Annotated in this window: 15 protein-coding genes; 9 read left to right on the top strand and 6 right to left on the bottom strand. The window is 62.3% G+C overall.

Annotated features, from left to right (window positions below; genetic code table 11):
* Positions 1-62 precede the first annotated feature (62 nt).
* Positions 63-797 (bottom strand): thioesterase II family protein, encoded by a 735-nt coding sequence (locus ACLEJQ_RS25010; protein WP_440799548.1) that lies wholly within the window; start codon positions 795-797, stop codon positions 63-65.
* A gap of 131 nt (positions 798-928) precedes the next feature.
* Between ACLEJQ_RS25010 and tam the strand changes: the two genes are divergently transcribed.
* Positions 929-1,699 carry a trans-aconitate 2-methyltransferase gene (gene tam / locus ACLEJQ_RS25005; RefSeq protein WP_440799545.1) on the top strand — a complete coding sequence of 257 codons (771 nt, stop codon included), beginning with the start codon at positions 929-931 and terminating at the stop codon, positions 1,697-1,699.
* Between the two features lie 78 nt (positions 1,700-1,777).
* On the top strand, positions 1,778-2,911 hold the full coding sequence (locus ACLEJQ_RS25000; protein ID WP_440799542.1) for a cupin-like domain-containing protein: 1,134 nt from the start codon (positions 1,778-1,780) through the stop codon (positions 2,909-2,911).
* 154 nt (positions 2,912-3,065) lie between these two features.
* On the opposite strand, the gene ACLEJQ_RS24995 is transcribed toward ACLEJQ_RS25000, so the two are convergent.
* Positions 3,066-4,238, bottom strand: coding sequence for an MFS transporter (locus ACLEJQ_RS24995; RefSeq protein ID WP_440799540.1), 1,173 nt, complete (start codon positions 4,236-4,238; stop codon positions 3,066-3,068).
* A 158-nt stretch (positions 4,239-4,396) separates the two neighbouring features.
* Between ACLEJQ_RS24995 and ACLEJQ_RS24990 the strand changes: the two genes are divergently transcribed.
* Positions 4,397-5,197: an SDR family oxidoreductase gene (locus tag ACLEJQ_RS24990; RefSeq protein ID WP_440799537.1), complete on the top strand. Its 801-nt coding sequence runs from the start codon at positions 4,397-4,399 to the stop codon at positions 5,195-5,197.
* Positions 5,190-7,013, top strand: coding sequence for a glycoside hydrolase family 15 protein (locus ACLEJQ_RS24985; protein ID WP_440799534.1), 1,824 nt, complete (start codon positions 5,190-5,192; stop codon positions 7,011-7,013). Before ACLEJQ_RS24990 ends, ACLEJQ_RS24985 begins: the two co-directional genes overlap by 8 nt.
* Before the next feature lie 180 nt (positions 7,014-7,193).
* Here ACLEJQ_RS24985 and ACLEJQ_RS24980 read toward each other — a convergent pair whose 3' ends face one another.
* Positions 7,194-7,553, bottom strand: coding sequence for a DUF6124 family protein (locus tag ACLEJQ_RS24980; protein WP_440799532.1), 360 nt, complete (start codon positions 7,551-7,553; stop codon positions 7,194-7,196).
* Between the two features lie 584 nt (positions 7,554-8,137).
* On the opposite strand from ACLEJQ_RS24980, the gene ACLEJQ_RS24975 reads away from it, so the two are divergent.
* Positions 8,138-8,515 carry a hypothetical protein gene (locus ACLEJQ_RS24975; RefSeq protein WP_440799529.1) on the top strand — a complete coding sequence of 126 codons (378 nt, stop codon included), beginning with the start codon at positions 8,138-8,140 and terminating at the stop codon, positions 8,513-8,515.
* 28 nt (positions 8,516-8,543) lie between these two features.
* Positions 8,544-9,446, top strand: coding sequence for an alpha/beta fold hydrolase (locus ACLEJQ_RS24970; RefSeq protein WP_440799526.1), 903 nt, complete (start codon positions 8,544-8,546; stop codon positions 9,444-9,446).
* Here ACLEJQ_RS24970 and ACLEJQ_RS24965 read toward each other — a convergent pair.
* Entirely contained in the window at positions 9,415-10,407 is a 993-nt protein-coding gene (locus ACLEJQ_RS24965) for a GlxA family transcriptional regulator (RefSeq protein WP_440799523.1), read from the bottom strand. The two genes, ACLEJQ_RS24970 and ACLEJQ_RS24965, sit on opposite strands and share 32 nt — an antisense overlap.
* Positions 10,408-10,506: 99 nt before the next feature.
* Here ACLEJQ_RS24965 and inhA point away from each other — a divergent pair, with 99 nt between their 5' ends.
* Positions 10,507-11,193: an isonitrile hydratase gene (gene inhA, locus ACLEJQ_RS24960; protein ID WP_440799520.1), complete on the top strand. Its 687-nt coding sequence runs from the start codon at positions 10,507-10,509 to the stop codon at positions 11,191-11,193.
* A 75-nt stretch (positions 11,194-11,268) separates the two neighbouring features.
* Here inhA and ACLEJQ_RS24955 read toward each other — a convergent pair whose 3' ends face one another.
* Entirely contained in the window at positions 11,269-12,006 is a 738-nt protein-coding gene (locus ACLEJQ_RS24955; RefSeq protein WP_440799517.1) for an SDR family oxidoreductase, read from the bottom strand.
* 200 nt (positions 12,007-12,206) lie between these two features.
* On the opposite strand from ACLEJQ_RS24955, the gene ACLEJQ_RS24950 reads away from it, so the two are divergent.
* Positions 12,207-13,154, top strand: a complete 948-nt coding sequence (locus ACLEJQ_RS24950; RefSeq protein ID WP_440799514.1) for an AraC family transcriptional regulator N-terminal domain-containing protein — start codon at positions 12,207-12,209, stop codon at positions 13,152-13,154.
* A gap of 497 nt (positions 13,155-13,651) precedes the next feature.
* On the opposite strand, the gene ACLEJQ_RS24945 is transcribed toward ACLEJQ_RS24950, so the two are convergent.
* Complete coding sequence (locus ACLEJQ_RS24945; RefSeq protein ID WP_440799511.1) at positions 13,652-14,110, bottom strand: SRPBCC family protein; 459 nt, start codon at positions 14,108-14,110, stop codon at positions 13,652-13,654.
* 155 nt (positions 14,111-14,265) lie between these two features.
* On the opposite strand from ACLEJQ_RS24945, the gene ACLEJQ_RS24940 reads away from it, so the two are divergent.
* Complete coding sequence (locus tag ACLEJQ_RS24940) at positions 14,266-14,667, top strand: lysozyme inhibitor LprI family protein (protein ID WP_440799508.1); 402 nt, start codon at positions 14,266-14,268, stop codon at positions 14,665-14,667.
* Positions 14,668-14,731: the final 64 nt, after the last annotated feature.

Here is a 14,731-nt window from a genome sequence, read left to right as displayed (position 1 = left end):
CTGCGCAACCCAGCGGGAGCAAGCTCCCTCGCCACAACAGCGGGGCTGGGTGAATCAGGGAGTCAAGCGCTGGCCGCCAGGCCATGGCGCCGATGATGCCCGCTCAACTGATCCTTGATCAGCCGCAGCACCCGGGCCTCGTGCTCATGGATGAAAAAATGCCCACCGGCCAACATGTCCAGAGAAAAGCTGCCCGAGGTTTCCCGGCGCCAGCCCATCAACTGTTCGGTGGTGGCCTTGTCGGCGGTGCCGCCGAGCACGTGCACCGGACAATCGAGGGGCGCCCGCAGGCGCGGCTGGAAACGACCGCACAGCAGAAAGTCGGCCCGCAGCACCGGCAGGGTCAGGGCCATGAGTTCTTCGTTGGCTAATATCTCTTCGCTGGTGCCGTTGAGGGTGCGTAACTGGTCGATCAGCTCAGCATCGGTTTTCGGCGTGGCAAAATCCCGGTCGTAGTCGGCCCGCAGGGTCGGTGCCGCGGTGCCCGAGGCAAACAGCGCCAGTGGCGGCGGGCATCCCAATTCCCGCAAGGCATGGGCCAGCTCACAGGCCAGCAGCGCACCCAGGCTGTGACCGAACAAGGCATACGGGGCCTGGAGCGTCGGCCGCAGTTCTCGGGCCAGTTGCAGCGCCAGCGCCGCCATGTCGGTCTGCAACGGTTCATCGAAGCGCGCTCCGCGCCCCGGCAATTCCACCGGCTGGACCTGCATCCATGACGGCAATTTACGCCGCCAGCGGCTGTACACCATCGCGCTGGCGCCGGAATAAGGCAGGCACAGCAGGGTCAGTTGGGTCACTGCGGTTTTCTCCGATCGGTCGTGTATGAAAGATAACGAAGCTGCAACATAGCGAATTAGTCGCATTCGATGTCGCCGCCTCACAATCCTATACTGGCGGCATCCGATTCACGCCACCCTAGGAAAACGTCATGAGCTGGTCCGCCAAACAATACGTTGCATTCGAACAGGAACGCACCCGTCCGGCCCGGGACCTGCTGGCCGCCATCCCGCCCACACAGGCGCGCTCGGTCATCGACCTGGGCTGCGGCCCCGGCAACTCCACCGAGCTGTTGGTGGAGCACTTTCCCGGCGCCACGGTGCGCGGCCTGGACAGCTCCAGCGACATGGTCGAAGCCGCTCGCCAACGCCTGCCCGCCGTGGCGTTCGATACCGCAGACATCGGCCAATGGAACGAGCCGGGGCCGTTCGATGTGATCTTCGCCAACGCCGTGCTGCAATGGCTGCCCGACCACGCCAGCCTGCTGCCATCGCTGGTGAGCAAACTGGCGCCGGGCGGCAGCCTGGCCATCCAGATGCCGGACACCCTGCACCAACCCTCCCACCGCTTGATGCGGGACATCGCCGCCGACGGGCCGTGGGCGAGCCAACTGACGGGCGCCGCGGATAGCCGCACGGAAGTAGAGGACGCCAGCACCTATTACTCGATTCTCAAGCCTCATTGCACGAGAGTCGATGTGTGGCGCACCACCTACCATCATCCACTGGCTGGCGGTGCTGCGGGCGTGGTGGAGTGGTTCAAGGGCAGTGGCTTGCGGCCGTTCCTCACGCCGCTGGATGAGGCACAGCGCCAGGCGTATCTGGAGCGTTATTTGCGGGCGGTCGAACAAGCGTATCCGGCGCTGGAAGATGGGACGGTGCTGCTGCCCTTTCCTCGGGTATTCATGGTGGCGACGCGTTAGGCTCTGCAGTGGGGGGGGGTAAATTTTTGCTTCAGGTCCTCGTTACCTGCCAGAACCACCCCCACAAGAGCAAACACCGTGGACCTGCACACCATCCTGGGCAAGCTGTTTACCAACGCCAGCGCCGTTGGTATCGAAGGCGTTTTCCAATTCGTGTTCGGTCCGCACCAGGTGTACTGGTCGCAGATCACGGACAGTACTCACACCCAGGCCGGTCGGCACCCGCGCCCTGACGTGACCATTGAAGTGGCTGAGAAGGACTTTCTCGGGATCATGGCCGGCATGGCCAACGTCGAGGAACTGTTTGCCAGTGGCCGCCTGAAGATCGGCGGCAACATGGGCTTGGCGACGTTGCTGCCGCAGATCATCGACCATGCCCGCCACGGCAGCACCGTGGCGGCGAAGGTCGACATGAACCAACGCTACCCCACCCCGCCGCGATTCAGCGAAAAACTCACCGCCAGCCTGCCCACCCAGCGCCACGTGGAACGACGACCGCGCAGCGAGTTGTCGGTGCAGGAGTTTCGCGCCCGCTATCTGCCCCATGGCATCCCGCTGGTCATCAGCGATGCCTTGCAGGACTGGCCACTGTTCAAGCTCAGCCGCGAAGAATCCCTGGTGCACTTCGCCGAGCTGCAAGGCATCACCCGCCACGGCGACTACGTGAAGAAAACCTTTTCCACCGAGCGAGACTTCCGCTCCACGTCGATGGCGGCGTTCATCGCCTCCCTGGACAACCCGACGGCCCTAGGTGCGGACGGCGTACCGCCGGCCTATATGGGCAACAACATCCTGCCGGCGCAGTTGCTGGAACTGATCAACTATCCGCCCTACTTCGACCGATCGCTGTTCATACCGCCAAGGATCTGGATCGGCCCCAAGGGCACCTTGACCCCGCTGCACCGCGACGACACCGATAACCTGTTCGCCCAGGTCTGGGGCCAGAAAAGCTTCATCCTCGCCGCGCCCCAGCACCGCGAAGCACTCGGCACCTGGTCGACCGCGCCCCAGGGTGGCCTGGACGGCTGCGACTTCAACCCGGATGCCCCGGACTACCAACGCTTCCCCCAGGCCCGGGACGTGACGTTCCTGCGCGTGACGCTGGAAGCTGGGGACTTGCTGTTCCTGCCGGAGGGCTGGTTTCACCAGGTGGAGTCGGTGTCCACCTCGCTGTCGGTGAATTTCTGGGTGAATTCGGGGCGGGGTTGGTAAGAGAACACTGCCCCTGTGGCGAGGGAGCTTGCTCCCGCTGGGACGGTCCGACGCATCGGGCGCAGCGGCCACAATTTTGTGAGTGCTGCGCACTCAAGCGGGAGCAAGCTCCCTCGCCACAGGGTTTGGTGTGTTCAGCAAGAACCCTGGCCGGTTATTTCAAATGCCGATAACTCTGCACTGCCGCCCCCAGCACCACGGCCCCGGCGAGGATCGCCAGCCCGAAACCGGCACGAGCGCCGTAGTGGTCCACCAGCCAGCCGGAACCGGCGGCGCCCACCGCCACGCCGATGCTCAGGCCGGTCACCAGCCAGGTCAGGCCTTCAGTCAGCCGGGCCGGCGGTACCAGGCGTTCCACCAGGGCCATGGCGACGATCAGTGTGGGGGCAAACGACAGTCCGGCGACAAACATCGCCGCCGACAGCCCGGTGATATTGGATGCGAACAGTAATGGCAACGTCGTCAGGCCCGTCCCCATCCCCCCGAACAAAAACAGCAACGGCAACGGCAGCTTCGAGCGCAGCGCCCCGAACGCCAGCCCGGCCAGGCACGAGCCAAAGGCATAGACCGACAGCACGATACTTGCCGCCGCCGGTTGCCCCTGTTGCTGGGCGAACGCCACGCTGACCACATCCACCACGCCGACGATCGTGCCCATCGCGAGCATCAACGACAGCAGCAACAGCATGTCACCGGAACCGATCAGCGAACCCTGGTGCTGCGCCTGGTGCGGATGGATCGGCGGCTCGGTGGCGCGCTGCAAGATGAACGCCGTCACGCCGATTGCCAGTGTCAGCACCGAAGCCAGCGGCCCCGCCTCGGGAAACGCCACCACGCACAATCCCACCGACAGCGGTGGCCCGACGATGAAGCAGACCTCGTCGAGCACTGACTCCAGGGCATAGGCGGTGCGCAGTTGCGGTTGGCCGCGATACAACTCGGTCCAGCGCGCCCGCACCATGGCCGACATGCTGGGCATGCAACCGGACAAGGCGGCGAAAATGAACAAGGTCCAGTGGGGCGCCTGCAACCGGGTGCAGAGCAACAACATCAACAACGCCCCGCCGCCGATCAGCGCCGCCACCGGCAAGACCCGGCCCTGGCCGAAACGGTCCACCAGGCGTGACACCTGCGGCGCGCAAAATGCGGTCGCCAAGGCGAACGTCGCCGCCACCGCGCCGGCCAGGGCGTAACCGCCCTGCAACTGCGAAAGCATGGTGATCAGGCCGATGCCCGTCATGGAAACCGGCATTCGCGCAACCATCCCCGCCAGCACGAAACCCAGGCTGCCAGGAGCGTTGAACAGTTCGCGATAAGGGTTTGCCATGGGATCCGGGCCTCGACAGGGGCCTGCAACTTGCCACAAAGGGCGGTCACGGGGGAAGCGCCAAGGTGTGGTGCAAATGTGAAGACTGTCGGGTGCAAGTGAACTCTGCGCGCCTCGCGCCAGTCAGCCAATAAGGCCGTCCATTGAAGGTGCTCTTTATGCAGATTTCCCTCGCCCGCCAAGTCGCGCTAGTGACCGGTGCCAGCTCCGGCATCGGTGCCGGCGCCGCCAAGGCTCTGGCTGACGCCGGTGCCGCCGTGGTGCTCAACTACCATTCCAGCGCCGCTCCAGCCGAAGCCCTGGCCCGCGAAATCAACGCCAGCGGTGGCCGTGCCATCGCCGTCGGTGCCGACGTTTCGAAGGAGGCGGACGTCGAACAACTGTTCGCCAAGGCCCTCGATGCCTTCGGCACGCTGGACATCCTGGTGGCTAATTCCGGCCTGCAAAAAGACGCGGCCGCCGTCGACATGAGCCTGGAGGACTGGAACACCGTGATCGGCACCAACCTCACCGGGCAATTTCTTTGCGCCCGGGCTGCCCTGCGGATTTTCAATCGCCAGGGGATTCGCCAGGGTGTGTCCCGGGCCGCCGGCAAGATCATCCACATGAGCTCGGTTCATCAGCGCATTCCCTGGGCCGGTCACGTCAATTACGCCGCGTCCAAGGGCGGCGTCGACCTGCTGATGCAGTCCCTGGCCCAGGAAACCAGTCACCAACGCATCCGCATCAACAGCATCGCGCCGGGGGCCATCAGCACGGCCATCAATCGCGATGTCGTCGAGGGTGAACAGGGGCAAAAACTGCTGGATCTGATTCCGTATGGCCGCGTAGGTGATGTGGAAGATGTCGCCAACGCAGTGGTGTGGCTGGCGTCGGACCTGTCCGATTATGTGGTGGGCACCACGTTGTTCATCGATGGCGGGATGAGCCTTTATCCGGGGTTTCGCGGCAATGGCTGATCACGACGAACCGCAGAGCCCGATCGAAAACCACGGCATCATCGGCGACATGCGCACCGCCGCGTTGGTCAACGACCGGGGCAGCGTGGACTTTTTCTGCTGGCCGGAATTCGACAGCCCATCGATATTCTGCTCGCTGCTGGACACGCCCCAGGCAGGCATTTTTCAACTCGCCCCGGACTTGCCGGAGGCCCGTCGTCAACAGATCTACCTGCCCGACACCAACGTGCTGCAAACCCGCTGGTTGAGCGACGGCGTGGTGGTGGAAATCACCGACTTGCTACCCATCGGCGACAGTGAGGAGGACCTGCCCGTGCTGATGCGCAAGGTGCGCATGGCCGTTGGCCGCGCGACGTTCCGCATGCGCTGCGCGGTGCGCCACGACTATGCCCGGGCCGCCACCACGGCGCGCCAGGACGACACACATATCTGCTTCGAGGCGCCGGGGCAGCCGAGCCTGCGTTTGTGCTCCGACCAGGCCATGACCCTGGACGGCGACACGGCAGTGGCCGAATTCACCCTGGAACAGGGCCAGGACGCCGAGTTCCTGCTGGGCGGCATCGACGATCCACGGCTCCAGGGAGACGCCAGCGCGCTATGCCTGGAGCGGACCCTGGCGTTCTGGCGCGGCTGGATCGGCCAGTCTAACTATCGGGGCCGCTGGCGGGAAATGGTCAACCGCTCCGCCCTCGCGCTCAAGCTGCTGACCTCGCGCAGACATGGCGCGATCATCGCCGCGGCCACCTTCGGCCTGCCGGAAACCCGTGGCGGCGAACGCAACTGGGATTACCGCTACACCTGGATCCGCGACGCCTCGTTCACGGTCTACGCGTTCATGCGCCTGGGGTTTGTCGAAGAAGCCAATGCCTACATGCGCTGGTTGCGTAGCCGGGTCAGCGATTGCTGCGAACAACCGACCCGGCTGAACATCCTGTACGGCTTGGACGGCAGGCTCGAATTGCCGGAAACCGAACTGCCGCACCTCGCCGGCTTCGGCAACGCGCAACCGGTGCGCATCGGCAACCTGGCCTACCAGCAGGTGCAGCTGGATATCTTTGGCGAATTGATGGATGCGGTGTACCTGGTCAACAAGTACGGTGAGGCCATCTCTCATCAAGGCTGGAAACACGTGGTCGATGTGGTCGATCAGGTGTGCAACATCTGGCAGGACCCCGACGTGGGCATCTGGGAAATGCGCGGCGAAAAACAGCAGTTCCTGCATTCGCGGTTGATGTGCTGGGTCGCGGTCGATCGTGCCATCCGCCTGGCTGAAAAACGCTCGCTCCCAGCCCCGTTCGCTCGCTGGGACGAGACTCGCCAGGCGATCTACGAGGACATCTGGACAAATTTCTGGAACGAGGAACACCAGCATTTCGTCCAGCGCCTGGGCAGCACTGCCCTCGATGGCGCGATGCTGTTGATGCCCCTGGTGCGCTTCGTCAGCGCCCGCGACCCGCGCTGGCTTTCCACCCTGGATGCCATCGAAAAAAGCCTGGTGCGCGACGGCATGGTCTACCGCTACCGCAACGACGACAGCCCCATCGACGGCCTCAGCGGCACCGAAGGCTCCTTCGCCGCCTGCTCGTTCTGGTACGTCGAATGCCTGGCCCGCGCCGGCCGCGTGGAAAAAGCCCAGCTGGAATTCGAACAATTGCTGCGCTACGCCAACCCGTTGGGGTTATACGCCGAGGAGTTCGACAGCCACGGTTATCACTTGGGCAACACACCCCAGGCGTTGACGCACTTGGCGCTGATCAGCGCAGCGAGTTTTTTGGATCGCAAGTTGAGTGGGGAGAAGAATCATTGGCAGCCTTGAGAACGTCGCCTCGCCTGCAGATGAACACAATGCTCTTGTGCTGTAAGCACGGCCCCCGTGGCGAGGGAGCTTGCTCCCGCTCGACTGCGCAGCAGTCGCAAAATCCTGGGGTCGCTACGCCCGGTGCGTCGGACCGTTTCAGCGGGAGCAAGCTCCCTCGCCACAGAAGCGGTGTATCAGTCAGGACGTCGGTTCGATGTTATCCAATGCCCGGTTAGCCAACAGCGTGCTCAGTTCGATCAACTGCTGAATCCCCAACGCCACATGACGCCGCGAACCTTCCAGATCAAAGGCAAAATCATTGAGCATCGCATTGGCCGAAGCCAGGGTTTCGCTGAGGCTGGTCAGCACCGATTCGCTGCTCAGCCCCGGAGCGACCGAAAAGACCTGTCCGTCCTGGGTGTCGGGCTTGGTTGGGGCGTCGGGCGACAAGTGAATGTTCAGCGCCCGCTCGGCGGCTTCGCGGTGCTCTTTGGAATCGAGGGTGGTGTAGGACGAGAGGTTTTCGGCGGTTGGAGGGTTGGGGGTGATTTTGACCATTGTGAAACTCCTGACTTGAAGTGGAGCTCACCCTCCTCGTGACCAAACGAGGATGGTGGGCGGTACGCAGGTTGGTCAACCGGGAAGTCAGGCACCCGGCGCACTCGAAAGTGCCCCGCGCACAGCCCACCGCAAAGCATACCGACAAAAGCGCCAAGATGCTGGGTTGGCGCATGTGCGCCTGACATTGGACGGGTGACCAAACCCGGTCGCTGATTTTGCAACGACGGGCAAAGCCTATCCCCGCCCCTTCCTAACCGACAACCGACAGGACTCGTCGGAAAATTCCGCTTCGCTTAATTTTTTGTAGGAACACAACCCCGTGGCGAGGGAGCTTGCTCCCGCTCGACTGCGCAGCAGGCGCAAAAATCTTGGGGTCGCTGCGCCCGAGGCGTCGGACCGTCCCAGCGGGAGCAAGCTCCCTCGCCACGGGGCGTTTGCGCTTCACAAAATCAATTTGGGACGCCGTCTCCACTGATCATCTGCGCCCCGTTTCAATTTGCCAGCCCCGCAAACCCCTCCTAAGATCATGCACCCACGGGTGCAGCGGAGCTGCCCAGTCACACCCGACTCAAGGATTCGACATGACTCACATTAAACGCCCCATCACCACCGCCCCCCGATCAGGCTTGTCCCGGGAAGACCTCTGGGACGGCCAGGACAAAGGCTTGATCAAATGCTGGGAAATCGGCCGCGAACGGGCCGGGCGGTTTCCTGAACTGGCGCAACGTTGTCTGGCCGGCGAACTGCCGGTGCTGGGCTGGAAAGGTGGCGTCAGCCGCAGCCTGAAGAAGAACGCGAAATTCGGCTGTCTCAAATATCTCGCGCAATGGCAGGGCCTGCGCGGTGAGGACCTGGACATCGACCTGACCCAGGAACGCACCCTCACCTGCTCCGGCACGAACATGATCGTGACCTTCACCCCGGACCGGGCCAAATACGTGAATCAGGAACCCGCCTGAGCGCCATCGTGCATTGCCGGAGGCCGACATGAACCCAGCACCCAAGATCAACTTTGCGGTAACGCCCTTGCTGCGCATCGCCTACGAAGAGCACGGCCCCGCCGAGGGCGAGCCGGTCATCCTGCTGCATGGGTTTCCTTATGATCCCAGGGCGTTCGATGAAGTCGCGCCGGTCCTGGGCCAGCGCGGTTATCGAGTGATCGTGCCGTATTTGCGCGGCTACGGCCCGACCCGCTTCAACAACCCCGCCATCCTGCGCTCCGGCCAACAAGCTGCACTGGCCCAGGACCTGCTGGACCTGATGCAGGCCCTGGACATCCCCCAGGCCGCGCTATGCGGTTATGATTGGGGCGGCCGGGCGGCCTGTATCGTGGCGGCATTGTGGCCCGAGCGCGTTCGCTGCCTGGTGACCGGCGATGGCTACAACTTGCAGGACATTCCCCGTTCGACGCAACCACTGGATCCTCAAACCGAACACCGGTTGTGGTACCAGTACTATTTCCACACCGCACGAGGTGTCGAGGGCCTGACGCAAAACCGACGCGAGTTGTGCGAATTGCTCTGGCGCTTGTGGTCACCGACCTGGAAGCGCGGCGCGGCGCTCTATCCACTGAGCGCGCCGTCCTTCGACAACCCGGATTTCGTCGAGGTGGTGATTCATTCCTACCGTCATCGCTTCATGTACGCGCCGGGCGATCCGACCCTGGAGTGGATGGAGGAGCGACTCGCGGAGCAACCGGCGATCAGCGTACCGAGCATTTCCTTGTGCGGTGCCGACGACGGCGTGGGGCCCGCGCCGGAACAGGACGAGGATGCCCGGCACTTCACCGGTTTCTATGAGCGCCGCGTGCTGGCCGGCGTGGGCCATAACATTCCACAGGAAGCCCCTGAGGCGACGCTCAAGGCACTGCTGGATCTGCTTGAGGGCTGAGAGCGAATCGCTCGCGATACGCCTGGGGCGTCACTCCCATGGCGCGCAGAAAGCTGCGGCGCAGGGTTTCTTCGCTGCCGAAGCCACATTGCACCGCCACCCGCTTGATCGGCACCGCTGTGTCGGCCAGCAGCCGGCGAGCAGTTTCCACGCGAATCAACTCCACCGCCCGCGCCGGGGTCTGGCCGGTGTCGGCGCGATAATGGCGCACAAAACTGCGCTCGCTCATGCCGACCTGGGCAGCCAGGCTCGGCAAGCCCAGGTCGCGAGTCAGGTTCTCGGCAATCCAGGCGTGCAAATTATCAAACCGACCGCCCTGTTTTTGCAGCGACAAGGTCACGCTGAATTGCGATTGCCCGCCAGGACGCTTGAGGAACACCACCAAGTGCCGAGCGACCTCCAAGGCCACACCGCGGCCCAGGTCGTCCTCTACCAGGGCCAAGGCCAGGTCGATGCCGGCCGTAACCCCGGCCGAGGTCCAGACCGGGCCGTCATTGATAAAGATCGGATTGGGTTCTACCCGCAATTGCGGATGCTGCTCGGCCAGCTGTTCGCAACGGGTCCAGTGGGTGACGACCCGTCGTCCGTCCAACCAGCCACTGGCGGCCAGGAGGAACGCTCCGGTGCACACCGACGCAACCCGTCGCGAGCGCAAGCCATGCGTCTTGACCCAGGCCACCAGGTCCGGATCCTTTGCCGCTTCGTACACCCCCCAGCCACCGGCAATCAACAGGGTGTCGCTGTCTTCGCTCGGCAACGGCTCAGCCAACAACGCCAAGCCCGCCGAGGACACCACCGGACCACCAGAGGCCGCGATCACCGTCGGGGCGTAAGGCAACGATAAGCCTTGCTGGCGGGCCAGGTCGTTGGTCGAGGCAAACACTTGCAACGGCCCGGTGACGTCGAGCACTTGTACGTTGGGAAAAGCCAGCACATGAACAGTTTTCGGCGGGTTCGGCATATTGGCGTAATTCGTGGGCTTATTGGCGAGTACGCCAGAGCCTACGGCCCTAAAGTAAAGCCGTCCACCCCCGGGCAGTATTTACAAGGAAAAGACGACATGACATTGCAGATCGGTTTGCTGCTATTCCCCCAAGTCCAGCAACTGGACCTGACCGGCCCTTATGACGTACTGGCTTCGTTGCCCGATGTGAAGGTGCACCTGATCTGGAAGGACCTGGCTCCGGTCACCGCCAGCACCGGGCTGGTGCTGCTGCCGACCATCACATTCGACGACTGCCCGGCACTGGACGTGATCTGCGTGCCCGGCGGCACCGGCGTCGGGCCGTTGATGGAAGACCAGCAGACGCTGGCCTTCATCAAACGCCAGGCGAACCACGCGCAATACATCACTTCGGTCTGCACCGGCGCGCTGGTGCTCGGTGCCGCCGGGCTGCTGAAAGGTAAGCAGGCCACCACCCATTGGGCCTATCACAGCCTGTTGACAACTCTGGGCGCGACCCCGGTCAAGGAGCGTGTGGTACGTGATGGCAATCTGATCACCGGCGGCGGGATCACGGCGGGGATCGATTTCGCCCTGACCCTGGCGGCCGAGCTGTTCGACCAGGACATTGCTCAGTTGGTCCAGCTGCAACTCGAGTACGCCCCGGCCCCGCCGTTCGACGCAGGCAGCCCGGAAACCGCCCCAGCGCACGTTCTGGAAGAAGCCCACCGGCGCACAGCGGAGTCGTTCCGGGTGCGTTCGCAGATCACGCAACGGGCCGCGCAGCGGTTGGAACTGGCTTGACGAAAAATCTTCGTGAGCAATAAAAAACGGTGGCGAGGGATTTCTCTCTCGCCACCGTTTTATTGCCACGTTGTCTCAGAACGGGCTCGCGGTAGGCCGCACTATCAGTTCACTGACATCTACATCCGCCGGCTGCTCAATGGCGTAGGCAATGGCCCGGGCGATGGCTTCGGCAGGAATCGAAATCCTGCGGAACTCGCGCATTTCGGCGCGCCCACCTTCATCGGAAATGCTTTCGGCCAGTTCCGATTCAGTCACACCGGGGGAAATCACCGTCACCCGCACGTCGCCACCCACCTCTTGGCGCAGGCCTTCGGAGATCGCCCGCACGGCAAATTTGGTCGCGCAATAAACGGCGGCGGTCGGACTGACAGCATAAGCGCCGATGGAGGCAATGTTGATGAATTGGCCGCTGCGTTGGCGCTGCATCAACGGCAGGCCCGCTGCGATGCCGTGGAGCACGCCACGGATGTTGACGTCGATCATGCGGTCCCACTCCTCGACTTTCAGCGCCTCGAGCTTGGAAAGCGGCATGACCCCGGCGTTGTTGATGATCACATCGACCCTGCCGAAGCGTTCGACCGCAAAGTCGATCAGGCTCTGGACATCGTCGCGACGGGTCACGTCTACGGCCTTGTAGACGGCTTGCTGGTCAATCGCTTCAAGCTCCTGCACCAACGCTTGCAAGCGATCAGTACGTCGGGCTCCCAGCACCACGCGAGCACCGCGGGCGGCCAACAGACGCGCAGCCGCCTCACCAATCCCGCTGCTGGCACCTGTAATCACTACTACTTTGTTTTGGATGTCGGACATGATGGTTTTCCTCGTCTGGATGTGTTGACTCCGGGTAGGAGCGATTCGACAGGTCCAGATTAGGAAATCGAGCGATGCCAGGGTTAGCCGGATTCTCCTGCCCACTTGCACGATCCTGTAGCGCAGAACCGCCTCTGGTCGTCAGCCGTACAATCGGCTTTACTAGCGCCGTCCACTCATTGGCCAGGGAGGTATTCGGCATGTCGGTTTCCACGTCCTTACAGGTTGCGTCAGATGCCGGTCTCAGTCAGCGGCGCGTCGAACTGGCGGACCTGATAAAGCGCTTCGCCCCGGGAAACGGCATTTATCCCACCGCCATCGACGCCTTGAACCTTATCCGTAGCGACCAACCGACCGATGCCCTGCCCGTCGTGCATAAACCCGGGCTGTGCGTAATCGTCGAGGGGCGTAAGGAAGTGCGGCTGGCGCAAGAACGCTATGTGTACGACCCGCTCAATTACCTGGTGGTCTCGGTGACGCTGCCCTTGGCGGGCCAGGTCATCGAAGCCAGTCCCGAGCGCCCCTACCTGTGTGTCCGTCTCGACATCGACCCTGCACAGATCTGCAATCTGATCGCCAATACCAGCCCCAGCGGCGTACCGGCCGCACGAACCGCAAGGGGCCTGTTCCTGGACCGTATCGACACGCCACTGCTTGATACGGTGCTGCGCTTGCTGCGGTTGCTGGACAGCCCGGACGATATCGCCACCCTAGCGCCCCTGGCCCAACAGGAGATTTTCTACCGCCTGTTGCGTGGCACCCAAGGCCAGCGCTTGCATGAAATTGCCATTCCAGATACCCAGACCCACCGCATCAGCCGAGCCATCGAGTGGCTCAACACTCACTACGCCGAGCCGCTGAGCATCGACAGCCTGGCGCAGATGATCAACCTCAGCCCTTCGGCACTGCATCACCGTTTCAAGGCCGTGACCGCCATGAGCCCGCTGCAATATCAGAAGCAGCTGCGCCTGCAGGAAGCCAGGCGGTTGCTGCTGGCGGAAAACAGCGACGTCTCATCCATCGGCTACAAGATGGGCTATGAAAGCCCTTCGCAGTTCAGTCGCGAATACAGCCGTTTGTTTGGCGCCTCGCCCACTAAAGACATCGCTCGCCTGCGAGCGCAGGCGTTGCAGGCGAGCAGCGCCTGAGCCTTTCTCGGCAGACATGACTGTGGAACACTTTTTCATAGGCGAAAAAAAACCCGCCGAAGCGGGTTTTTCAAGGACCGATATGACTTCCTGTCTGGCATTCCTTGCCTGGTCCCATCATCCATGACCCCAAGCACTCCCTGTACTCAGTGGATGGACACAGATTAGGCGCACAGCCTCGCCGGGAAAAGAAGACAACACAGCGACCACGTGTAAGCATTTGCCTATAGCTTGATTCCGGTACTTTTCGCCAGACGAAAAAAAACCCGCCGAAGCGGGTTTTTCCAAGACCATTACGACTCCCTGTCGATAGCCATCCTTGCAAGGTCGATCGTCCCTGATCCTGAGCACTCCCTGTGCTTCAGTGGATGTGGCTAGATTACTGGTCGGATCCAAAACGCAACAGACGACATAACTACCATTGCGTGTAAGACATTCGCTATAGCGCACTTCCGTAAACCCTTAGCCATGTCAGGCTTGGGAGGCGATATTTTCTGTCAAGACCGGTTCAGGAACGCTTCAATGTTGGTCATCTGCTCGTCCCAGCCGCGGCTGTCCATGCGAAAAGCCTTGAGCCGGCGCGCCTCCGGGATGCTATTGAAACCTGACTCCACGACTTTGAGCAGCGTCCCACCGTCCATGTCTTCGAGCTCGAACTGCACCCGTGTTTCGGTCTCCTGCGAGTAATCCACCTCTGGCTCGACGGCGTAGGGATGCCAGCGAAACGAAAACACCCGTTCCGGCTCCACGCGCTCCACCGCCACATCCCAGATGAGATGTTCGTAACCGGGATAAGTGATCTGCCCTTGGGTTCGCTCCCCCGCCACGAACCGCTTGCCCTCAAGGGCGACACCGAACCATTGGCCGAAGGCTTCGGCGTTCGCCAACGCACGCCAGACTTGAGAGCGTGGCGCCTTGAGCAGGATCTTTCTTTCAATGCGGTCGGATGAATGCATGGGTCACCTCCTGTGTTCAACAGTAGGCTTGTAAGACCACGAGGCCAACCGGAAAGTTGTATCAGACCGTAGTTTAACGTTCGTACCCTTTAAAAGCGCAGGGCGCAATGTAGACTCCTCCCAGCCTTTTTTTACCCTCAAGGAGAAACCAACACATGTCCCCACGCTTGCTCCTGGCACTGGCGCCTTTGCTTCTCGCCACCGTTGCCGAGGCTGACGACTGCGCCAATGCCATCACCCAAGGTGAGATGAACCAGTGTGCAGCTCAACAGTACAAAGCCGCCGATAAAGAGCTGAACGATCTCTACAAGCAGATCACGGCACGCTTGAAGGACGATCCCAAAGCCAAGCAACTGCTGGTCAAGGCACAACGAGCGTGGATCGGTTTCCGGGATGCCGAATGCGAGTTCTCCGCCTCAGGGGTTGAGGGCGGCAGTGTCTACCCGTTGATTTACACCGACTGTATGACCGCCCAGACCAAAGCTCGGGTCGAGGCCTTCAAGACCTATCTCGAGTGCAAGGAAGGGGACTTGAGCTGTCCAGTGCCTGAAGCCTGACAGCCTGGTTGTAAAAAAGATGGCCTGCAGAGGTCATCTTCTTGGCTCAACTTTCCTTCGGGCA

Origin of the sequence: Pseudomonas sp. SMV71 (assembly GCF_052042015.1) — a bacterium.
Lineage (GTDB): Bacteria > Pseudomonadota > Gammaproteobacteria > Pseudomonadales > Pseudomonadaceae > Aquipseudomonas.
The sequence above is the reverse complement of the archived record's forward strand: the minus strand, read 5'-3'. Positions and strand labels throughout refer to the sequence as shown.